This window comes from Pseudacidovorax intermedius, assembly GCF_001476815.1.
In the GTDB taxonomy this organism is placed as follows: Bacteria; Pseudomonadota; Gammaproteobacteria; order Burkholderiales; family Burkholderiaceae_C; genus Xenophilus; species Xenophilus intermedius_A.
In genome coordinates, this window is the sequence record NZ_LDSL01000007.1 from 1 (window position 1) to 20,330 (window position 20,330).

General features: G+C 69.4%; 22 protein-coding genes and 2 pseudogenes. 6 read left to right on the forward strand and 18 right to left on the reverse strand.

Annotated features, from left to right (window positions below; genetic code table 11):
• Positions 1–202: pseudogene (locus NS331_RS00820) on the reverse strand (MFS transporter); the annotation flags it as partial.
• Positions 203–413: 211 nt separating this feature from the next.
• Between NS331_RS00820 and NS331_RS00825 the strand changes: the two are divergent.
• The gene (locus tag NS331_RS00825; RefSeq protein WP_058640129.1) at positions 414–623 is read left to right on the forward strand and encodes a hypothetical protein; all 210 of its coding nucleotides are present in this window, start codon (positions 414–416) and stop codon (positions 621–623) included.
• Positions 620–790 carry a hypothetical protein gene (locus tag NS331_RS26525; RefSeq protein WP_193758022.1) on the forward strand — a complete coding sequence of 57 codons (171 nt, stop codon included), beginning with the start codon at positions 620–622 and terminating at the stop codon, positions 788–790. The genes NS331_RS00825 and NS331_RS26525 overlap by 4 nt, the downstream gene beginning before the upstream one ends.
• A 59-nt stretch (positions 791–849) precedes the next feature.
• On the opposite strand, the gene NS331_RS00830 is transcribed toward NS331_RS26525, so the two are convergent.
• The 5 genes from NS331_RS00830 to NS331_RS00850 all read right to left on the reverse strand — a co-directional run bounded on the left by NS331_RS00830 (position 850) and on the right by NS331_RS00850 (position 4,915).
• Positions 850–1,680, reverse strand: a complete 831-nt coding sequence (locus NS331_RS00830) for an urease accessory protein UreD (protein ID WP_058640130.1) — start codon at positions 1,678–1,680, stop codon at positions 850–852.
• 95 nt (positions 1,681–1,775) lie between these two features.
• On the reverse strand, positions 1,776–2,291 hold the full coding sequence (locus tag NS331_RS00835) for a nucleoside deaminase (RefSeq protein ID WP_058640131.1): 516 nt from the start codon (positions 2,289–2,291) through the stop codon (positions 1,776–1,778).
• Positions 2,292–2,487: 196 nt separating this feature from the next.
• Entirely contained in the window at positions 2,488–2,763 is a 276-nt protein-coding gene (locus tag NS331_RS00840) for a hypothetical protein (RefSeq protein ID WP_206597302.1), read from the reverse strand.
• A 128-nt stretch (positions 2,764–2,891) separates the two neighbouring features.
• Positions 2,892–3,863, reverse strand: coding sequence for an isopenicillin N synthase family dioxygenase (locus tag NS331_RS00845; RefSeq protein ID WP_058640133.1), 972 nt, complete (start codon positions 3,861–3,863; stop codon positions 2,892–2,894).
• A 23-nt stretch (positions 3,864–3,886) separates the two neighbouring features.
• The gene (locus NS331_RS00850) at positions 3,887–4,915 is read right to left on the reverse strand and encodes an ABC transporter substrate-binding protein (RefSeq protein WP_082702155.1); all 1,029 of its coding nucleotides are present in this window, start codon (positions 4,913–4,915) and stop codon (positions 3,887–3,889) included.
• 534 nt (positions 4,916–5,449) lie between these two features.
• On the opposite strand from NS331_RS00850, the gene NS331_RS00855 reads away from it, so the two are divergent.
• Positions 5,450–6,457 (forward strand): isopenicillin N synthase family dioxygenase, encoded by a 1,008-nt coding sequence (locus NS331_RS00855; protein ID WP_058640134.1) that lies wholly within the window; start codon positions 5,450–5,452, stop codon positions 6,455–6,457.
• A 4-nt stretch (positions 6,458–6,461) separates the two neighbouring features.
• On the opposite strand, the gene NS331_RS00860 is transcribed toward NS331_RS00855, so the two are convergent.
• Both NS331_RS00860 and NS331_RS00865 read right to left on the reverse strand, forming a co-directional pair.
• Positions 6,462–6,944, reverse strand: coding sequence for a C40 family peptidase (locus NS331_RS00860; RefSeq protein ID WP_058640135.1), 483 nt, complete (start codon positions 6,942–6,944; stop codon positions 6,462–6,464).
• A 56-nt stretch (positions 6,945–7,000) separates the two neighbouring features.
• Positions 7,001–7,903, reverse strand: a complete 903-nt coding sequence (locus tag NS331_RS00865; RefSeq protein ID WP_242873609.1) for a DUF2272 domain-containing protein — start codon at positions 7,901–7,903, stop codon at positions 7,001–7,003.
• Between the two features lie 445 nt (positions 7,904–8,348).
• On the opposite strand from NS331_RS00865, the gene NS331_RS00870 reads away from it, so the two are divergent.
• Positions 8,349–8,762, forward strand: coding sequence for an OsmC family protein (locus tag NS331_RS00870; RefSeq protein WP_058640137.1), 414 nt, complete (start codon positions 8,349–8,351; stop codon positions 8,760–8,762).
• A 52-nt stretch (positions 8,763–8,814) separates the two neighbouring features.
• On the opposite strand, the pseudogene NS331_RS00875 reads toward NS331_RS00870, so the two are convergent.
• The 3 genes and pseudogenes from NS331_RS00875 to NS331_RS00880 form a co-directional block, all read right to left on the reverse strand.
• Positions 8,815–9,135 (reverse strand): annotated as a pseudogene (locus NS331_RS00875) (SRPBCC domain-containing protein); the annotation flags it as partial.
• 12 nt (positions 9,136–9,147) lie between these two features.
• Positions 9,148–9,273: an SRPBCC family protein gene (locus NS331_RS27325; protein WP_275936441.1), complete on the reverse strand. Its 126-nt coding sequence runs from the start codon at positions 9,271–9,273 to the stop codon at positions 9,148–9,150.
• A 2-nt stretch (positions 9,274–9,275) separates the two neighbouring features.
• The gene (locus tag NS331_RS00880; protein WP_058640138.1) at positions 9,276–9,590 is read right to left on the reverse strand and encodes an ArsR/SmtB family transcription factor; all 315 of its coding nucleotides are present in this window, start codon (positions 9,588–9,590) and stop codon (positions 9,276–9,278) included.
• A 311-nt stretch (positions 9,591–9,901) separates the two neighbouring features.
• Here NS331_RS00880 and NS331_RS00885 point away from each other — a divergent pair, with 311 nt between their 5' ends.
• Positions 9,902–10,273 (forward strand): nuclear transport factor 2 family protein, encoded by a 372-nt coding sequence (locus NS331_RS00885; RefSeq protein WP_058640139.1) that lies wholly within the window; start codon positions 9,902–9,904, stop codon positions 10,271–10,273.
• Positions 10,274–10,324: 51 nt separating this feature from the next.
• Here NS331_RS00885 and NS331_RS00890 read toward each other — a convergent pair whose 3' ends face one another.
• Both NS331_RS00890 and acuI read right to left on the reverse strand, forming a co-directional pair.
• Positions 10,325–11,917, reverse strand: a complete 1,593-nt coding sequence (locus tag NS331_RS00890; protein ID WP_082702158.1) for a phospholipase D-like domain-containing protein — start codon at positions 11,915–11,917, stop codon at positions 10,325–10,327.
• Positions 11,910–12,896, reverse strand: a complete 987-nt coding sequence (gene acuI, locus NS331_RS00895; protein ID WP_058640141.1) for an acrylyl-CoA reductase (NADPH) — start codon at positions 12,894–12,896, stop codon at positions 11,910–11,912. The genes NS331_RS00890 and acuI overlap by 8 nt, the downstream gene beginning before the upstream one ends.
• 168 nt (positions 12,897–13,064) lie before the next feature.
• Between acuI and NS331_RS00900 the strand changes: the two genes are divergently transcribed.
• Complete coding sequence (locus tag NS331_RS00900) at positions 13,065–13,691, forward strand: TetR/AcrR family transcriptional regulator (RefSeq protein WP_193758023.1); 627 nt, start codon at positions 13,065–13,067, stop codon at positions 13,689–13,691.
• A 79-nt stretch (positions 13,692–13,770) separates the two neighbouring features.
• Here the strand turns inward: NS331_RS00900 and NS331_RS00905 are convergent, their stop codons facing one another.
• From NS331_RS00905 to NS331_RS00925, 5 genes are all read right to left on the reverse strand, one after another.
• Entirely contained in the window at positions 13,771–14,538 is a 768-nt protein-coding gene (locus tag NS331_RS00905; RefSeq protein ID WP_058640143.1) for an ABC transporter permease, read from the reverse strand.
• A 24-nt stretch (positions 14,539–14,562) separates the two neighbouring features.
• The gene (locus tag NS331_RS00910; protein ID WP_058640144.1) at positions 14,563–15,405 is read right to left on the reverse strand and encodes an ABC transporter ATP-binding protein; all 843 of its coding nucleotides are present in this window, start codon (positions 15,403–15,405) and stop codon (positions 14,563–14,565) included.
• 79 nt (positions 15,406–15,484) lie between these two features.
• A complete protein-coding gene (locus tag NS331_RS00915) occupies positions 15,485–16,516 on the reverse strand; it encodes an ABC transporter substrate-binding protein (protein WP_058640145.1) in 1,032 nt (343 codons plus the stop codon).
• A 190-nt stretch (positions 16,517–16,706) separates the two neighbouring features.
• Positions 16,707–19,007, reverse strand: coding sequence for an NADP-dependent malic enzyme (locus NS331_RS00920; protein ID WP_058640146.1), 2,301 nt, complete (start codon positions 19,005–19,007; stop codon positions 16,707–16,709).
• Between the two features lie 309 nt (positions 19,008–19,316).
• Entirely contained in the window at positions 19,317–20,285 is a 969-nt protein-coding gene (locus tag NS331_RS00925; protein WP_058640147.1) for a 2-hydroxy-3-oxopropionate reductase, read from the reverse strand.
• Positions 20,286–20,330 lie beyond the last annotated feature (45 nt).

The following is a 20,330-nucleotide window of genomic DNA, read 5'->3' on the forward strand; positions in this document are numbered from 1 at the left end:
TGGCCAGCAGGCCCAGCGTGTCGCCGCGCTCCAGCACGCCGCCGATGGAGCCGACCAGCGTCACTTCCAGGCCGTCCAGCACCCAGGCGATGCCCAGGGCGATCACCACGCGCCAGTGCCAGCGCGACCAGGGCAGGCGGTCGAGGCGGGCGGGAATGTCGGCGCCCTCAGCGGTGGGAGAGGGCGCGCTGACGGCGGTCATGGTGCCGTGCTCCCGCGACGATGGTGTGCGTCGACGCGGTCCGGTTCAGGGAATGGCAAAGGCGGCGAGGGCCGGTGGCGGGGGGTCATGGCATGTCCGATCTGCCAGGGACGCTAGCGCGCCACCGGTCGCTTCGGCGTCGGCGATGGCTGACAGGGGATGTGGCGAATGGACGTAGCCGGCATCCAGCATCGGGCCCGAGCTTGGCGCCATGGCAGACAACACACGACCCTCCGATGCCGGCAAGCCGGCCGATCAACCCGCCAGCGCCACGGACACGCCTTCCAAACAAACCTACCGCGACGAGCCCGAGGTCACGCAGGAAGAAGACGTGCCCGTGGACGGCAAGGACCCCGTGGGCGAGAAGATGATGGAACAGCTCGGCGCCGAGCGGCGCCAGCAGGCGGAGGACGCGAAATGAGCGCCATCGCCGACCGCGTCGCCGCCAATCCTGCGCCCGTCATCGATCCGCCGCCGCCCACGCCTGTGCCGCCACTGGTGGAGCCCGGACCGCCCGGGACCGCGCCCGCGCCACCGGTGCCCGAAGCGCCCTCGCCGGAGCCGCTGCCTGCGCCATTCCCGGCCTGAAGCTTAGGCTGCGTCCAAGGGTGCGGCGGGCGCCCCGCGCGCAGTCGCGTGGCCGCCAGTCAGGTCGACCAGATGCGCGGCAGCTGGCTCGAGCGACCCCATAGCTCCTGGCGCCACGCCATCCAGACCCGACGCAGCAGCTGCATCGCGGGTTCCACCACTGGTGCCAACACGCGTATCACCAGGATCTGCGGCTGTGGGCTCGTCACCCCGGCCGTCGCCGACAGTGCATCGGCCTCGATGAGCGTGCGGGCCAGGTCCAGTGCACGTTCGCGGCGCTCGCGCGTCAGCGGCGCACCGGCGACGAAGAACAGCGAGGCCAGGCAGCGATGCCCTGCCAGCCCGAGCCCGCCATCGAGCAGCAATGCATCGGCGGCATTGATCCGGCCACGCTCCAGCCACACGCCCGGCACCTCCAGGTGCTGCTGCAGGCTGCCCGCCACGAAAGGCTGACCGGCATTCGGCAGGCCGAGTGCCGTCACGTCCCAACCCATCAGCTCACCACCCGGCGCCACCTCCAGCGACAGCCGGTTGTGGGCATTGCAGCCGCTGTAGCACAGCGCCTCCAGCGGCAGCCATTCAAGCCGTGCCTCCGCCGCCACCCGCAGCCGGGTCTGCTGCGTCGCCGGTTCGCCCTCGCTGCGGTAGAAGCGCGAAGCGCCGGGCGTCGTGATCAGTCCGTGGCTGCCGGCGGCGGCGCTGACCTGGATGTCCAGCGTGTCGCCGCCGACCAGGCCGCCCGGCGGATGCACCAGGACGTTGTGGCAGACGGCGTCGCCCTCCGGGTAGAGGCTCTGCAGGATGCGAAGCGGGCCTTCGTGGCGAAAGCGCGCCAGGCTGCGTCCTTCGCGGGCGGTGTAGTCGATGGAGAGTCGGGCGTGCCAGGGCATCGGGCGAGTCTAAGAAGGCAGGCTCGGCCGCCAGGCGGCCGTGGCGCTGCGGCACGCGGCGTGCCGGGAAATCGGGACGGCGAGCGTCGAGGCCTTCAGGTCTTCCAGGCGCCGACGTGGGCTGCGCTCGCCTCGTCCACCATCGCCGGGCCGATGCAGTCGATGGCATGCGGCGAGGCGCGGAACACGTCGCGGCAGGACAGCTCGGCGTCGCGCTGTTCCCCGCGCTCGCCTCTGAACTCACGCAACCGTTCGGCGTCGATGCCGAACACGACGCGGCCGATGCCGGACCAGAAGATGGCGCCGGCGCACATCACGCAGGGCTCGGCCGAGGAGTAGATCGTCGCGCCCGCCAGCTGCTCGCGCGTGAGCCCGAGCCCGGCCAGCTTGCGCACGGCGTTGGTCTCGGCATGGCCGGTGACGTCGCCCGTCTCGCCGCTGTCGCAGTAGGCCTCTGCGAGGACACGGCTGTCCTCGGCCACGATGACGGCGCCGAAGGGCCGGTTGCCGCGCCGGCGGCCCGCGTGCGACCAGCCGATGGCCTTGCGAAGGTAGCGGCCGTCGCGCTCGTCGAGGGCGGTTTCTTCGGGGAACAGGGTGGGGGAGGGCATCGAAACAGGCGACCGGCGGGCCGCGGAGGAAAGAGGAAAGGGGGTCAGCCGGCCGCGCCGTGCATCGCGGGCCATGCGGCATCGGCGGCGGCGCGGCAGAGCACGGCGGCCCGGTGGCGGGCACGGCCGTCGTCCAAGACAACGCGCGAGGGGCGGCCGGGGAGGACTTGGCAGGAAGACGCGCGGCGCCGACGGTTCAGGCGTCGAAGTCCGCGGCGCGCGTGGGCCGGTGCAGCGGCGCCTCGGGCGGCAGGCCGGACTGGCGCAGCGTGCGCACCCCGAGTTCGGTGATGCCGAAGACCACCGCTTCGCGCGCCGTCCCGGCACCGAAGGGCCCCGCCGGCGGCACGCTGGCCGTGATGAGCTGGGCCGCCTTCAGCAGCAGCACATGGTCCAGCTCCGCCGGTTGGCGCACGGCGAGGGGAAAGCGTTCGTTCTCGATGCGGGCCAGGTACTCGAGTGACATCGCCACCTCCAAATCGAGTCCTCATTGTGTGATTAATTTCACGATCTTGTAGGGGGCTGGATCAAGGCCCTGTCCCTGCCGTGCGTAATGGCGGCGGACATCGCCGTGCCATCGAGGCCGTGGTCGGCAAGGCTTCAGGGCGCAGCCGTTTCTGCGCCCGTCGCATAGGTGCGGCGGTACATCTCGACCAGGTGTTCGCCGGCCGTGCAGGGCGCGAAGCGGGGCGCCTCGCCCGCCGGCACGGTGCCGGGGACGGCCTCGATGCGGGCCAGGTAATCGGGCTCGTAGAAGAAGGGGATCGAGTAGCGCGGCGCGCCGCTGGAATGCACGTTGCGCACGCGGTGCGGGTTGGAGTGGTACAGCCCATTGGTCCAGCGCGGGATCATGTCGCCCAGGTTGACCACGAAGCAGCCCTCGATGGGCGTGGCCGGCTGCCAGTCGCCGGCGGGCATCTGCACCTCCAGGCCGCCGTGGCCGTCCTGCGCCAGGATGGTGATGGCGCCCCAGTCGGTGTGGGCCCCGGCGCCAAAGGTGCGTTCGTCCGCGCCGTCGGGATGCGCGGGGTAGCGGATCATGCGCAGCGTGACCATGGGGCTGTCGCTGGTCGGGTCGAACCAGGTCTCGGGGAGCTGGAGCGACAGGGCCATCAGCTGCATCAGCCGGCGCGACAGGGCCAGCATGGCCTGGATGTAGGCCTCGCACTGCGCCGGGGCCTCCGGCACTTCGGCGGGCCACTGGTTGTGGCCATAGGTCTGGTAGCCGGCCACGACGTAGGGATGGTCGGCCGGGTAGGCCATGCCGCAGTAGAAGCTTTCCTTCAGGTCGGGCCGCGCGGTGGCATCCAGCGTCTGCGCGCCCATCAGCTCGTAGCCGCGCAGGGACGGTGACCTGTGCATTTCCAGTGCCTCGCGCGTGGCCTGCGGCACGTCGAGCAGCCGGCGCGCCAGATCGAACTGGGCCTGCACCTGCTCGGCCGGCACGCCGTGGTGGCGCACGTAGAAGAAGCCCGAGGCCATGGCGGCGGCGCGCATCTGCGCGGCCACCTCGGCGCTGCGCGGCGCGCCGAGGGTCAGGGCGCCCTGCAGGTCGATGACGGGGATGGACATGGCGGCCTTCCTTGCGCGGGCGCTCAGGCCTTGAGCTTGCGATCGGCCGCGGCCGGCAGGAAGCGGTCGCTCCAGATGTCGGCCACGGCCGGCGTGCTCTTGAGGCCGAAGGCGGCGACGGTCTCGTCGATGGTGGCCTGCAGGCGCTCGGGCGTGGCGGCGCCCCAGCCGTGGGCGGCGGTGCCGGGCGTCTTCATGCTGCCGTCGACGATCAGCTGCAGGCGCTCGTGCTCGATGGCCTCGTTGGCCAGCGGCTCGCGGGCCTTGACGGCGGCGGCGCCGGCCCGGGTGTCGGCCATGGCCTCGATCCAGCCGCGCGTGGTCGCCTTGACGAAGGCCTTCATGGCCTCGGCGTTCTCCATGCTCTTGGCGTTGGCGACCAGGCCGTTGCCGTACGACTTCATGCCATGGTCCGAGAAGCGGAACACGCGCACCTGCTCCGGCCCCATGCCGCGCAGCTTGAGGTTGAGCAGGCCGGTGAAGTAGAAGTAGCCGGCACCGTCGAAGTCGCCCTTGACGAAGCGGGTGTCGCCGATGTCGGGTGCCACGTTCTCCCACTTCACGCCGGCCGCATCGAAACCCTGGGCCTTGGCGAAGACCGGGAACAGCTTGCGCGAGGCATTGAAGGGCTGGCCCAGCAGCGTCTTGCCGGCCAGGTCGGCGGGCTTCTGGATGGGGCCATCCTTGCGCACCAGGATGGCGTTGGGATTCAGGTCGTACTGGATGGCCACGGCCTTGAGGCCCGCCGTCGGGTTGTTGACGTTGAACTCGACCATGGTCGCCAGGTCGGCCGAGGCGCAGTCGTAGGCGCCGCTGCCCACCAGGCTGATGGCGGCGGCCGAGCCGTTGCCGGTGTCGATGGCGACGTCGAGCCCGGCGTCCTTGTAGTAGCCGCGCTGCTGCGCGAGCAGGAAGCCGGCGGCCGTGGCCTCGACCTTCCAGCCGATGTTGAACTTGAACTTCTGCAGGGAGCCCTGGGCCCGGACGAAGGGCGTGGCGGCGAGCAGGGTGGCGGCGCCCGAGGCGGCCAGGAGGGAGCGGCGGTGCAGCATGGTGCGGTATTGCGATGGATGCGTTGGAAAGCCCGCGGGCCGTGGGCCACGCGCGGGGATGCCAGAGCAATTTCCGGGCGGCGCCAGAAGGTGGGCCGCTGAACGCTTCTACTCCTGCAAGGGTTTCAGCACGATCCATGCCGCGCTGGCGGCGTGCGCTGCGGCCTTTCGCGCCGCCTTCATGCACCGCAAGCGGTCGCGCTCGGCGCGGCCGGCACCGTCCGCGCACCGCCATGGCTGCTCGTGCCCCGGCTTGGCGCGAGAGACCCTCCAGAAGCCTCGGGCAGCGCAGAAAGCGCTTGCATCTGCACCGGACCCGGCGGCCATAATCGCGGCCCAGAGAGTAGAAGCGTTCAGCAACGCCCACCTGCCGCCACGGCGGGTGTCAGCGGCCCGGGAATTGCTCTTGACGTCCTGCCCACGTGCACCGTGGCGCGGCGCGATCAGGATGCAGCAGCAGCCCCGAAGCCCGCCCTCCATGGTCTCCGACGGACGGACATCTTCCTTCCACCCCACTCACGGAGAGCCTCTGCCATGACCGCCATCGCCACCCCCGCCACCCCTGACTTCGCCCTTGCCGAGCTCGAAAAGGAATCGCGCATGGGCGCGATGGGTTCCGAAACCAACACCCGCGAGGTCCGCCGCATCAGCCTGGCCGACTTCGACGCCCGCCGCGCCGAGATCGCCGACCAGCTGTGGGACGCCGCCGTCGACGTCGGCTTCTTCCAGCTCGTGGACCACGGCATCGACCTGGCCGACATCCGCGCCGCCTTCGCCGAGGCCGAGCGCTTCTTCGCGCTGCCCGAGTCGGTGAAGGCCCAGTACCCGCTGGCCAACAACGCCGGCTGGGAGAGCAAGGCGCAGGTGCGTCCTTCCACCGGCACCGCCGACCAGAAGGAGAGCTACCAGATCACGCTGCCGCTGATGGGCAAGCTCTTCCCCACCGAGGCGGAACTGCCCGGCTTCAAGGCCGCCATGCTGGCCTTCGAGCAGAAGAGCTGGGAGATCGGCATGAAGGTGCTGTCCTGCTTCGCGCTCAAGCTGGGCTTCGACACCGAGTTCTTCACCCGTGCGCACGACAAGTCCAGTGCCGAGTACCAGAGCACGCTGCGCCTGCTGCACTACTACGCCATCCCGCCCGAGGCGCAGGCGCATCTGGACCTGTGGCGCGCCGGCGCGCACACCGACTTCGACTGCCTCACGATCCTCTACCAGCGCCAGGGCCAGGGCGGCCTGCAGGTGTGCCCGGGCAAGGAATTCGAGAAGCAGGAATGGACGTCGATCCCGCCCGACGAGGACGTTATCACCTGCAACATCGGCGACATGCTCATGCGCTGGAGCGACGACCAGCTGCCCAGCAACTTCCACCGCGTGCGCAACCCGCTGCCGGGCGAGTACATGGGCCCGCGCTACAGCATCGCGTTCTTCTGCCAGGCCAACCGCGATGCGCTGATCGAGTCGCCCTCGGGCAAGTACCCGTCCATCACGGCGGGCGAGTACCTCAAGCAGCGTATTGCTGCCAACTTCGGACGGAAGTACTGAACCCTCAGGGCCGGCGCGCGCTCACCGGCTGCTTGGACCAGTACACCCCGGTGAGCTGGTCGAGCCGCACCGTGCCGCCGGTCGACGGCGCATGCACGAAGCGCCCGCCGCCCACGTAGATGCCGGCATGCGTGGGCCGGCCGCGGCCGAAGAGCACCAGGTCGCCGGTGCGCAGGTCGTCGACCCGCACCGGCTCGCCGAACTCGTCCAGCTGTGCCACCGTGCGCGGCGGCACGAGGCCGGCGCGGGTGCGGTAGACATAGCCGATCAGGCCGCTGCAGTCGAAGCCGCCGTCCGGTGTGTTGCCGCCGTAGCGGTAGGGCGTGCCCACCAGGCCGAGGGCGTGGATGGCGATGTCGCTGGCCTGCTCGGGCGTGAGCGGCGGGTAGCGGTAGCGGTCGGGCCGCGGCGGCGCGCTGCCGCAGCCGGCCAGCAGCAGGCCCTGCACAAGCACCGCCGAGAGGAAGAGTCGCTTGCCGGGCGTCACGGCCGCGATTCTGGCGCAGGCCGCGGCGCGCCCGCTTGCCGCCGACCCTGCTGCCATCAACGCCATTGCAACAGCAGCACCCAGGGTGCGGTACTCATGTGGCGATCGGTGCAGCCGCTGCAGCCGGGCTGGTAGCTTGCGTCCAGAAGCCGGGTGCCCGGCGCAAAGGCCAGACGCCGCCCGGTGACGCTGTCGAGCACGTTGCCGCCGACGGTGTCGAAGCCGCCGTCGTCCACCTGCACCACCACGTCGCAATGCATGGGCAGGCCGCCGCCGATGGACCGGCGGCGCGCCAGCGCCTCGCCCAGTTCGTCCAGCGTCGCGAGGTCCCGGCTGCCCGCCCGGGCATGGCAGACCAGGTCGCCCGCACGCGGCGTGGTGGTGCGCAGGTCGCAGGCCCGCATCGCGCCGGTGGATGGCGCGCCGGTGCTTTCCTGCATGCGGGTCTGCCAGGCGTCGGCGGCATAGTCGGCATGCGCCTCGGAGAAGACGAACTCGCCGGGCCGCAGGCCGGCCTCGCGTGCCACCCAGCTCACGAAGGCGGCGGACCAGGGCGTGTCGATGACGGCGACGCGGGCCAGCGCCACCTGCAAGGCGCGGCGCTCGTCGCTCTGCAGGCCCAGTCCCTGGCCGACGCCCAGGCCCTGCAGCAGGTCGGCGGAGGCCATCTGGAGCGCCTGTTCCAGCAGTTCGCGTTGTGCGGGACGTGCGGCGCCGAAGCGCACGGCCGAGGGCCAGCGGGCCTGCTCGGCGGCGTCGACGGCCGACCAGTAACGCATGACGCGCTGCCAGGGCGCGGGTCGGGCGAGGACGCCGCCTTCTTCCGCCTCGGCGGCGCCGCTGCGGATCAGCCGACCTTCGGCGTCCAGCCGCGCGCCACCCCAGGCGGCATGCTCGGCTTGCGCGATGCGGGCCATGGCGAGCGCGCGCGTCGGCGAAGGCTGGCTGCTCGTGGCCACGCAACGTTCAGGCGCGGAAGGCGCCGGCAGCGGGCTGCTGGCGGCAGCGCAGTGCGGGCTGGCGATCAGCGCAAGACAGGCGGCGAGACAGAGCCACACCCAGGTGCGCAAGCGGGGTCGCAACGCGGCGAGAGCCGATGGAGACATAGCGAGCGAGCATACGCTGCGCGGGTTGCGGGTTGCGGGTTGCGGGTTGTCGGTTGCCGGTTGCCGGTTGCCGGCTTCGGGTGGCGCCAGTGCGCGCGGCGCACGCGATGTGCGGCTTGGCATTGCGTGGAACAGGCGCAGGGCCGGCTTGTATCCTCGAACCGGGACGTCAGCCAGTGCGCGAGCGGGCATCGACGTCGAAGACGGCGGCTCGGTCGTCGTGCGACGGATTCCGCCCGTGGTCCACGGCGACTGAGCCGGGCCTTTCCTTTTCTTCTTTCAACTCCAGGAGCCTCGAATGACCGTCACCGTCCGCCGCAACGGCAGCAGTGGTACCGCCCACACGCTGCAGATCCGCGGCCATGCCATCACCGTCGACGCCTCGATCGCCGGCGGCGGCACCGACGCCGGCCCCGAGCCGCACGACCTCTACGACGCCGCGCTGGCCGCCTGCAAGGCGATCACGATGCTGTTGTACGCACAGCGTCGCGGCATCCCGGTCGAAGACATCCAGGTCGACGTCGACCGCGACGCCAGCCAGGAGCGGCAGGGTGCCTACCGGCTCTCCGCCAGGCTGCAGGTGGGTGGCGCGCTCAGCGATGCCCAGCGTGACGAGCTGTTGCGCGTGGCCGGCAAATGCCCGGTGCACAAGCTCATGACGGAGGTGAAGACCGAGATCGAGACAGACTGGGCCGACGGCGCGGCCGACTAGGGACGGTTGACGCTGTGCAAAGGACTGCCTCCCCTCGGTTGCGGCCGGCTGTTCAGGCCTGCGTGGGCTTGGCGAAGACGTCGATGCCCTCGCCCGTCTCGAGCAGGGACTTGAGGCTCGACATCACGATCGGCCAGTCCTTCTGGATGCCGTTGGCCATGCCGCTGCCGGCCTCCAACTCGTCGTGGGTCACGGTCAGCCGCACCATGCCCTGGTACTTGACGATGTCGAAGCTCACGCGGCTGCGGCTTGCCGGATCGCTGGCCTGCGAGGCGTTGGACCAGCTGATGACCAGTCGCGTTGGCGGCGAGATTTCGAGCACCTCACCCACCAGTTCGACGGTGCGCGCCTCGTTGGCGCGCACGTGTTGCCAGGGCGACCCGGGCTACCAGTCGGAGACGTTCACGTGGCACCAGTAGCGCCGCGCGATGTCGGGTTGGGTGATGGCCTCGAACACCTTCTCGGGCGTCGCGCGGATGTAGGTCACGTAGACGAAACAGGTCTTGCTCATCCTCACTCTCCTTCGAGTTGCTTCTTCAGGTCGTGCAGCAGTCCGAGACGATGGCGCTCGAACTTCCGTACCCAGCGTTCGTAGACCTCGTGCAGCGGCACCGGGTTGATGAAGTGCAGCTTCTCGCGTCCGCGCCACACGGTCGTCACCAGTTGGGCAGCCTCTAGGAGGCCAAGGTGCTGCGTGGTCGACTGGCGCGCCATGTCCAGGTGCTGGCAAAGTTCGCCCAGCGTCTGCCCGTTGTCCTCGTAGAGCAGGTCCAGCAGCTTCCTGCGCGTCGGGTCGGCCAGGGCCTTGAAAACCTTGTCTTCATCCATTCGTTCGTTGGGTGTGCAATTGCACTATGCAGGTAAGTGCCTGCATTTCAATGGGGTCGAGGTGACAGACAGTGCGGCCTTTCGATGGCCGGCGAGGCAGGCGCTCCGAGCGACCTGTCCACCGGCCGCTCGTCCGTCGCCCGGACGTCCTGGATCGCGTCGTGCGGCGGGTCGTGTACTCGGCCGGTCCGAACGCGCGGCGATTGTGTCCGGCATCACGTGCAGGCAGAATATGACCGGTCGTCTTAGGTCGACTCTGTCCCGTCTCCGTGGCCCTTTCTTTGGCCACTCCCCCTGAACTGGAGCTTCCCATGAACAACAAGGAACTGGTCCGCACCGCCATGACGCGGCTGTTCGGCCAACGCGATCTCGGCGCACTCGATGACTACTGGGACCCGGGCTATGTGCAGCACAACCCCCGCATGCCCAATGGGCTGGGCTTCTTCCGGCAGATCATCCCCAGCCTGCCGGCGGACTTCCGCTACGAGCCCGGCCTGGTGCTGGAGGACGGTGAGTTCGTGTCGATCCACGGCCGCTACGTCAACTGGAGCGGCAAGACCATGATCGGCGTGGACATCTTCCGCGTGAAGGAAGGCCGCTTCGTCGAACACTGGGATGTGATCCAGGAAGAGGTGCCGGCCACCCAGTCGCTGACTGGCAACGCGATGTTCCCGATCGCCTGACGCGGCGCCCGTGCGGCGGCCGAGGCGCGCCGCATAGGGCTGCCGACAGCTTCAGAGAAGCTTCTCGCTGATCAGCCGCGAGAAGAAAAATATCTTCAGCTGCGTGGCCAGGTCCACGCCCGGCTCGTCGTCGTAGACCTGTGTGCGACCGTCGTGCGTCTCGACCCACTGCACATGACCGTCTTCGGCTGAAAGCCGCAGCTGATAGCTGCCGAGCTGCCGCAGCTTGTCGATCAGCCGGTACACATCGTCGGCCAGCGCTGGCGAATCCACCAGGAGGCCGACCTCGGTGTTCAGGCGTGAGGAGCGGAAGTCCATGTTCATCGAGCCCACGAAGGTGATGCGGCGGTCGATGACGAAGCCCTTGACATGCATGCGCCCCGCGCTGGAGTGGCCGGCGCCGCGGATGGCGGCTTCCTGGTCCAGCACCTTGGGGCTGATCTCGACCACCTCGACGCCTTCGCGCAGCAGTGGCTGGCGATAGCGCGCGAAAGCGGCGCTGACGAAGGACTCGTCGGTGGCCGCCAGCGAATTGGTCACGAGGGTGATGGTCACGCCCTTGCCGCGGCCCTCGCGAATGGCCACCATGCCGCGGTCGCCGGGCACGAAATAGGGCGAGACCAGCAGCAGTTTCCGTTCGGTATGGGCGATGGCCGCCAGTGTCTGCAGTGTCACCGTGTGCGGATCGTCGCCACCTTCGGCGCGGCCGACGGCTTTCTCGGGATCGTCGACCAGCACGCGCACGGTGCCGCGCAGCATCTTCATGGGCGGATGCATCAACGCTGCCGACGTGGGCCCGTAGCCCAGCAGGTCCTGCGCCGAGGCAGGCAACAGCGAAGAGCCTTTGCCGGCCACTGCGGTGGCAGCCTCGAAGCGTGCCTGCCGCACGGAGGCCGTCTCGGTCGGCGGCGCCAGTTGGGCCAAGGCATGGACGCGCGGACTGTTCCAGTAGGCGTCGAAGCCGGCCGCCAGTTCGGGAACCGCGGCGCCCGTGAGCAGCAGGTCGAAATCCGCGAAGTTGCCGCTCGTCCCCTGCAGGAAGTATTCGTCCGCGATGTTTCTTCCGCCGACGATGGCGAAGACGCCGTCCGCCACGAGCAGCTTGTTGTGCATCCGGCGGTTGAGGCGCGCAAAGTCCATCAGCGAGAGCCCCCACCGTGTCGCGTCGAGCCGGCGGCCCGCGGGGAAGGGATTGAACAGCCGCACCTCGACATTCGGCGTGGCGCCGAAGGCATCGAGCAGATCCTGCGTGCCGGCGGTGTAGAGGTCGTCCACCAGCACGCGCACCCGCACGCCCCGCAGCGCCGCATCGCGCAGCGCCCGCAGGAAGCGGCGTCCGACCTCGTCGGACTGCAGCAGGTAGTACTGAACGTCGATGCTCCGCTGCGCATGGGAGATCAGCGCCAGGCGGGCGTCGAGCGCATAGGCGCTCGTCGCAAGCGGTCGGAAGGCCGACTTCTGCGCTGGCAGGCCGGGCTGTGCAGCGGCCTGCGAGAGAAAGTCCTGGGGCGAGGCGGGAATCGCCGCGACCGGCGGGTTGTGCGATGGCGCCAGCGCGGCGCAACCCTGGAACAGCGCCAGTCCAGTCAGGCTGGCGATGGCGGCCAACCGGCGCAGCCGCCCGCGCCACACCCTGTCACGCATTCACATCCACCAGCGTTCGTCCACGCACGGCGCCGCGCAGCACCTGTGCCGCACGCGGCGCAGCTTCCGCCAGGCCCACCACGCTGACCATGCGCTCCAGCAGGGCACCATCGAGGTCCGTGGCCAGGCGCTGCCACGCTTCGACACGCAGGGGGACTGGCGCGTTGACGGTGTCGATGCCCGCCAAGGTGACGCCGCGCAGGATGAAGGGGGCCATGCTGCCGGGCAGGTCCATGCCCTGTGCGAGCCCGCACGCGGCGACTGTGCCGCCGTACCGGGTCTGCGCCAGGACATTGACCAGCGTGTGGCTGCCCACCGTGTCGACCGCGCCGTCCCATCGGGGTGCACCGAGGGCGGCAGTGGCCGGGGCCGAGAGGCTGGCGCGCTCGACGATCTCCTTCGCGCCGAGCTCGCGCAGGTAGTCGGATTCGGCCGGCCGGCCGGTCGACGCGCTCACACGCCAACCCAGACGGGCCAGCAGCGCCACCGCGATCGAGCCGACGCCACCCGCCGCCCCCGTGACCAGCACCTCGCCGGGCTTCAGACCGCCGCGTTCGAGCGCCAGCACGCACAGCATGGCAGCAAAGCCTGCGGTGCCGATGGCGGCGGCCTGGCGTGTGCTCAGCGACGGGGGCAACTTCACGAGCCAATCGCCGGGCACCCGGGCCCGCTGCGCAAAGCCGCCGTGGTGGGTGACGCCTGCGTCGAAGCCATTGAGCACGACCCTGTCGCCCGGCTGTAAGCCCTGGTGGGAGGAGGTGATCACCGTGCCCGCGAAATCGATGCCCGGCACCATGGGAAAGCGCCGGACGATCTTCCCCAGTCCGGTGATGGCCAGGCCGTCCTTGTAGTTGACCGTGGAGTAGTCGATGGCCACGGTGACATCGCCCGGGTCCAGATCGTCGTCGGTCATGTCGACCAGCTGCGGCTCGGGCGCCCGCTCGCCCTGTATGAGTCGAAGGGCCTTGAACACGTTCATTGATGATCTCCTGGAGGGATGGCTGGTTCGGCCGTGCATGCGCTTGCGCTGGTTGGACAGACGGGCCGGCGAATGTCAGAAAACAAGACGACCGGTCATATTATGTACAGCCAATCGCACTGGCACAATGCAGCCCTCGTTCAAGCGCCTGCGGAAAGACGATCAGCCATGGGAAGACCCAGTGTCCGGCACAAGCTGGTGGATGCCGCCCTCGACGTGTTCGAGGCGCATGGCTTCAACGGTGCGAGCGTGCAGGACCTGACCGACGCGGCCGGGGTGCCCAAGGGCTCGTTCTACAACCACTTCGACAGCAAAGAGAAGCTGGCGCTCGAAGCGCTGCAGGCCTACATCGCCCGCAACGGCATCGAAGTGCTGCATGACGAGAAGCTGGCGCCGCTGGAACGTCTCCGGCGGCACTTTCGCGCCAACTGGAAGACGATGAAGGACCGCGGCTATCGCAGCGGCTGCTTCCTGGGGTCGCTGAGCTCCGAGATCGCCGACAGCCACGAAACCTCGCGGGCCGAGTTCGGCCGGCTCTTCCATCTCTGGAGCACGGCCATCGCCAGCGTCATCGCCGAGGCCCAGACGCAGGGCGCGATCCCCCCGACGGTCGATGCGAAGGTCCTTGGCCGTTTTGTGCTCCATGCGTGGCAGGGCACGCTGATCCGGGCCAAGGTCGTGCGGGGCGACCAGCCCTACGACGATTTCGTGGCCATGGTCTTCGGCACGCTGCTGGCGCCGCCGGCAGCCGCGGCGCCTGCCCAGGCGAGCAAGTCGGCCCTGCGGCGCAAGTAGGCGGGGCGACACGCAGGCGCTGCGGTCAGGCGCCGGATCGTAAGCAGGCCCGGCCCGCCCGGTGTCCTCCCGCGTGGGTTCAGCCCCCCTGCGTGCCCCGATGCGCCCAGGCCGTGGTGTGCTTCTCCAGCGCGCTGAAGAGCTCGTACATCACCATCGCCATCGCGCCCACCACCATCAGGCCGGCGAAGGCCAGGCCCATCTGCATGGCCGAGCCGGCCGAGATGAGCAGGTAGCCGATGCCCTCGTTGGCGGCGGTCATTTCCGACACCGTGGTGCCCACGAAGGCCAGCGTGATCGCGACCTTGAGCGAGGCGTAGAAATAGGGCATGGAACGCGGCAGGCCGATCTTGATCAGCACGTCCCAGCGCTTGGCGCCCAGCACCCGCAGCACGTCCTCCAGCTCCGGCTCCAGCGTGGCCAGCCCGGTGGCGATGTTGACCATGATCGGGAAGAAGCTGATGAGGAAGGCCGTGAGGATGGCCGGCCCGACGCCGATGCCGAACCACACCACCAGGATCGGCACGAAGGCCGCCTTGGGCAGGGCGTTGAAGGCCGTCATCAGCGGGTACATGGCGGCATAGGCCAGGCGCGAGCTGCCGATGACGAAGCCCAGCAGCACGCCCACCACGATGGCCAGGCCGAAGCCGGCCATCGTCACCCACAAGGTGCGCCAGGCATGGCCGGCGATGATGGTCTTGAACTCCCAGAACTGGGTCCAGATGCGCCAGGGGCTGGGAAAGATGAATTCCGAGACGGCGAAGGCCGAGCAGACGATCTGCCACAGCAGGATCACGGCCACCAGCAGCAGCCACGGCGACCAGCGTTCGAGCAACTTGTTGTTCATGTTCGGACGGTTCCCTGAGCGTTCTTACTGCGGCAGCGGCGTGGCGGGCGCGCCGACGCCGCCCTGGCGGATGGCGCCGATGTGGCCGCGCAGCTCGTGCACGATGTCGCTGAATTCCTTGGTGTAGGTCACTTCGAGCTCGCGCGGGCGCGGCAACTCGATCTCGCGCTTGACCACGAAGCGGCCGGGCGACTTGCTCATCACGTACACCGTGTCGGCCAGGAAGACCGATTCGCGCAGGTCGTGCGTGACCAGGATGACGTTGAAGCGCTGCTCGGTCCACAGGTCGCGCAGGATGCACCACAGCTCCTCGCGGGTGAAGGCATCGAGCGCGCCGAAGGGCTCGTCCAGCAGCAGCATCTTGGGCTCGTGGATCAGCGCGCGGCAGATGCTGGCGCGCTGCTGCATGCCGCCCGACAGCTGCCACGGGAACTTGTCTTCATAGCCGGCCAGGCCCACCTTCTGCAGCAGGCGGCGGGCGCGTTCTTCGTATTCCTTCTTCTTCGACTTGAAGGTGGAGCGGTAGGGCTCGACGATCTCCAGCGGCAGCAGCACGTTGTCGACCGTGGTGCGCCAGGGCAGCAGCGAGGGCGCCTGGAAAGCCATGCCCGAGATCTTGAGCGGCCCGGTCACCGGCTGGCCGTCGATGCGGATCTTGCCCATCGACGGCATCTTCAGGCCGGTGGTGAGCTTCATGAAGGTGGACTTGCCGCAGCCCGAGGGCCCGACGATGGCGATGAACTCGCCCTTCTTCACCTTGAGGTCGATGGCCTCGACGGCGAAGTGGTTCTCGCGCAGCAGCTGCTCGTTGTAGGCGAGCCAGACGTCCTGGAAGTCGACGAAGGGGGTGGCGTTTTGCGTGTCCATGGGCGGTGCACAAGAAACCGGCCTGCCCCGGCCGCACGGGGCCGGCCGCAGGCCGAGGAAGGGAAGGCGCGCGCGCCGCTTACTTCTTGAGGATGGCCAGCTCGGCGGCCGGCGGCAGCACGCTGCCGTTCCACACCGCTTCGGGCTTGACGCGGGTCTTGGTGCCGTAGGCGTCGGACACCTGCGAGGCCATCAACGCCAGGCGCGCCGGCACCACGTTGCCGAAGCCTTCGGCGCGGGCGTCGGGGCTGTTGATGACGGTGTCGATGGCCAGCTGCAGGCGGCGCGTCTCCAGCTTGGTGTCGATGATGCCGTCGCGGGCCTTGACCGACTCGATGGCCACGGCCGGGCTGGCGATGACTTCCTTCGCGCCCTTGGCGAAGGCCGACAGGAAGGCCTTGACCACCTGCGGCTTCTCGGCCAGCAGCTTGGGCGACACGATGATGGCGTTGCCGTAGAGCTTCACGCCGTAGTCGGGATAGGGCAGCACCACCACGTCGCTGGCCTTGGCGCCGCGCGCTTCCAGGTTGAGCAGCGAGGTGAAGGTGAAACCGGTGATGGCGTCGATGTCGCCGCGCAACAGCATGGTCTCGCGCAGCGTCGGGTCCATGGCCGTCCACGTCACGTTGGTGATGTTGTTGGCCTTGGCGAAGATGGGGAAGGCGCGGCGGCCGGCGTCGAACACCGGGGCGCCCAGCTTCTTGCCCGACAGGTCGGCCGGCTTGGTGATGCCGCTCTTCTTGAGCGCCATGGCCGAGGCCGGCGTGTTGTTGTAGACCATCATGACCGCGACCGGCTTGTTGGGGCTGTCGGGGTTGTTGGCGTGGAATTCCATCAGCGCCGCCAGGTCGGCGAAGCCCATGTCGTAGGCGCCCGAGGCCACGCGGGTGACGGTGCCGCCGGAGCCGTTGCCGGCGTCGATGGTCACGTCGATGCCGGCCTGCTTGAAGTAGCCCTTGGCGGCGGGATGCAGGAACAGGGCGGCGGGCCCTTCGAAGCGCCAGTCCAGCTGGAACTTGATCGGCGTGGTGGCCTGGGCATGGGCGGCACCCAGGCCGAAGGCGAAGGCCGAGGCGGCCAGGAAGGACTGCAGGACTTGTCGCTTGTTCATGAAGACGCTCGCTTGGGAATATGAACGTGAAAAAGCAATAACGGTGCCTGCACTGTTGAGGTGCGAACCCGCGTGGTGCGCCAAAGCGGTGCGCTCGGGCTATCACCCGGGTGGAAATGAAAATGCCCCACGGCGTGCACGCACGTGGGGCATTCATGCGCCAAAGTGGCGCGTCTTCGAATGGAGAAGCTTAGCGCGGCGTATTGGCGTTGGCCACGGCGAGCGCGGTCATGTTGAGCACGCGGCGCACCGTGGCGTTGGCCGTCAGCACGTGGGCCGGCTTGGCCGAGCCCAGCAGGATCGGGCCCACCGTCACACCGTTGGCGCCGGTCATCTTCAGCACGTTGAAGAGGATGTTGGCCGAATCGAGGTTGGGGCAGATCAGCAGGTTGGCCTCGCCGGTCAGCGAGGAGCCCGGCAGGGCCTCTCGCCGCACCGACTCGGACAGCGCGGCGTCGCCGTGCATCTCGCCGTCGCATTCGACGTCGGGCGCCATCTGCGCGAACAGGTCGCGGGCGATGCGCATCTTGCGGGCCGAGGCGCGCTCGGAGGTGCCGAAGTTGGAATGCGACAGGAAGGCCACCTTGGGCGGCAGGCCGAAGCGCCGCACCTCGTCGGCGGCCATCAGCGCGATCTGCGCCAGCTGCTCGGCGGTCGGGTCCTCGTGCACGTTGGTGTCGGCGATGAACAGCGTGTACTTGTCCAGCATCAGCGCGTTCAGCGTGGCGAAGTCCGGCACGCCGCGCTGGGTGCCCAGCAGCTGGCCCAGGATCTTGAGGTGGCTGTCGAAGCGGCCCACCAGGCCGCACAGCATGGCGTCGGCATCGCCCAGGTGCACCATCAGCGCGGCGATGGTGGTGTTGGAGCGGCGCACCATGGCCTTGGAGGCCTCCGGGTTGATGCCCTGGCGGCCCATGAGCTTGTGGTACGCCTCCCAGTACTGGCGGAAGCGCGGGTCGTTCTCGGGGTCCACCACCTCGGCATCGACGCCGGGCCGCAGGTTCAGGCCCGCCTTCTTGATGCGCATGGCGATGATGTCCGGCCGGCCGATCAGGATCGGGCGGGCGATGTCTTCGTCCACGGCCATCTGGGCGGCGCGCAGGGCGCGCTCGTCCTCACCTTCGGCGTAGGCCACGCGCTTCTTCTCGGCCACCTTGGCGGCGGCGAAGACGGGGCGCATGACCATGCCGGTCTGGTAGACGAAGCGCGACAGCTGCTGCCGGTAGGCATCCAGGTCCTCGATCGGACGCGTGGCAACGCCCGACGCGGCGGCGGCCCTGGCCACGGCCGGCGCGATGCGCAGGATCAGGCGTGAGTCGAAGGGCTTGGGGATCAGGTAGTCGGGGCCGAAGGACAGCTCTTCGCCCGCATAGGCGGTCGCCACTTCCTCGCTGATGTCGGCCTTGGTCAGGTCGGCGATCTCGCGCACGCAGGCGAGCTTCATCTCTTCCGTGATCTTGGTGGCGCCGCAGTCCAGCGCGCCGCGGAAGATGTAGGGGAAGCACAGGACGTTGTTGACCTGGTTCGGATAGTCGCTGCGGCCGGTGGCGATGATGCAGTCGGGCCGCACGGCCTTGGCCAGCTCGGGGCGGATCTCGGGCTCCGGGTTGGCCAGGGCCAGGATGATCGGCTTGTCGGCCATGGTCTTGACCATGTCGGCCGTCAGCACGCCGGGCGCCGAGCAGCCGAGGAACACGTCGGCCTGCTGCACCACGTCGGCCAGGGTGCGGGCGCCGGTGTCGGGCTGGGCATAGCGGGCCTTCGATTCGTCGAATCCGCCGGCGCGGCCGGTGTAGATCAGGCCCTTGGAGTCGCAGGCGAAGATGTTGGCCGTCTTCGCGCCCAGGCCGACCATCACGTCCAGGCAGGCGATGGCGGCGGCACCGGCGCCGGAGACGGCGATCTTCACGTCGCCGATCTTCTTGCCCACCAGCTCAAGGCCGTTGAGCAGCGCGGCGGCCGAGATGATGGCCGTGCCGTGCTGGTCGTCGTGGAAGACGGGGATGTTCATGCGCTCGCGCAGCTTCTTCTCGATGTAGAAGCACTCGGGCGCCTTGATGTCCTCGAGGTTGACGCCGCCCAGCGTGGGCTCCAGCGCCGCGATGATGTCCACCAGCTTGTCGGGATCGCGCTCGGCCAGCTCGATGTCGAACACGTCGATGCCGGCGAACTTCTTGAACAGGCAGCCCTTGCCTTCCATCACCGGCTTGCCGGCCAGCGGGCCGATGTCGCCCAGGCCCAGCACCGCGGTGCCGTTGGTGACCACGCCCACCAGGTTGCCGCGCGCGGTGTATTCGGCCGCCTTGGAGGGGTCGGCCTGGATGTCCAGGCAGGGATAGGCCACGCCGGGCGAATAGGCCAGCGACAGGTCGCGCTGGTTGACCAGCGGCTTGGTGGGCGTGACCGAGATCTTGCCGCGCACGCCGGCGCGGTGGTACTCACGGGCGGCGTCGCGCAGCGCTTCTTCGGCGGGTGACAGCGGCTTGGACATGCAATCTCCTTGGGGACGGGGTACGGTCGGATCGTTGGAATGGGGGGCCGAGGCTAACGCAAAGGGTGGCCCGAATGGGGCATCGGTGCGGCCACAGGCTTGGCGCTTCATGCCGATACGGCATGGGTTCATGCGGCGGGCCGACCCAGGTGTGACGGGTGGCGAATGCCGCGCGCCGCGCGTCCCGGGTGCGGGAGGCGCGGCGCTGGGCATTGTCGTATCGACGTGGCAGGACGGTGTGGATGGGCTGGGCGGCTCGGCCCGCCAAGGACGCCTCGAGAAAGCCGAGCGCCGGAGGCGGGCTGCCGGTCAGTCTGCGTCGGGGGCGACCGGATGCTGCGCCATGGCCTCCAGCGCGCGCACCAGCGCGGCATGGTCCGCCTGGCCATGGCCGAGGGCGGCGCAGGCGTTCATCAGCTGCGCCGCGCCGGCCGTCTGCGGCAGGGCCACGCCCAGGCTGCGGGCGCTTTGCATGGCGAGGTTCAGGTCCTTCTGGTGCAGGGCGATGCGGAAGCCCGGCGCGAAGCTGCGGGTGATCATGCGCTCGCCATGCACCTCCAGGATGCGGCTGGCCGCGAAGCCGCCCATCAGCGCCTGGCGCACCCTGGCCGGGTCGGCGCCGGCCTTGCTGGCGAAGACCAGCGCCTCGGCCACGGCCGCGATGTTGAGCGCCACGATGATCTGGTTGGCCACCTTGGTGATCTGGCCCGCGCCCGCGTCGCCCACGCGGGTCACGTTCTTGCCCATCGTCTTCAGAAGCGGCAGCACGCCGTCGAACACGGCCTGGTCGCCGCCGCACATGATCGTGAGGCTGGCCGCCTTGGCGCCGACCTCGCCGCCGGAGACCGGCGCATCCACGTAGCCGGCGCCCAGGGCGGCGATGCGGCGGGCGAAGTCCTGCGTGGCGATGGGGTCGATGGAGCTGCAGTCCACCACCGTCCTGCCCGCGCCGCCGCCTGCGCCCGCCAGCCCCTCGGCCACGCCGTGCGCGCCGAACAGCACCTTCTCCACGTCGGGCGTGTCCGGCACCATGAGGAAGACGACCTCCGCATGGCGCGTCACTTCGGCCGCGCTGGTGCAGACCTCGGCCCGGCCGGAGAGGGCGGCCGGCACCTGGCCGCGGGTGTGGACGAAGAGCGTGTGGCCGGCCGCGGCGAGGTGGCCGGCCATGGGCGTGCCCATGATGCCCAGGCCGATGAAGCCGATACGGCGGGGTGCGGTGAGGGCACTGCCGGGGCGGGTGCTGGTGCTGGGGTCGGTTGGGGTGTGACTGTTCATGGCTGTGGTCTCCTTCGATGGTTCTTGCGCGGCCCGTGCGGCCTG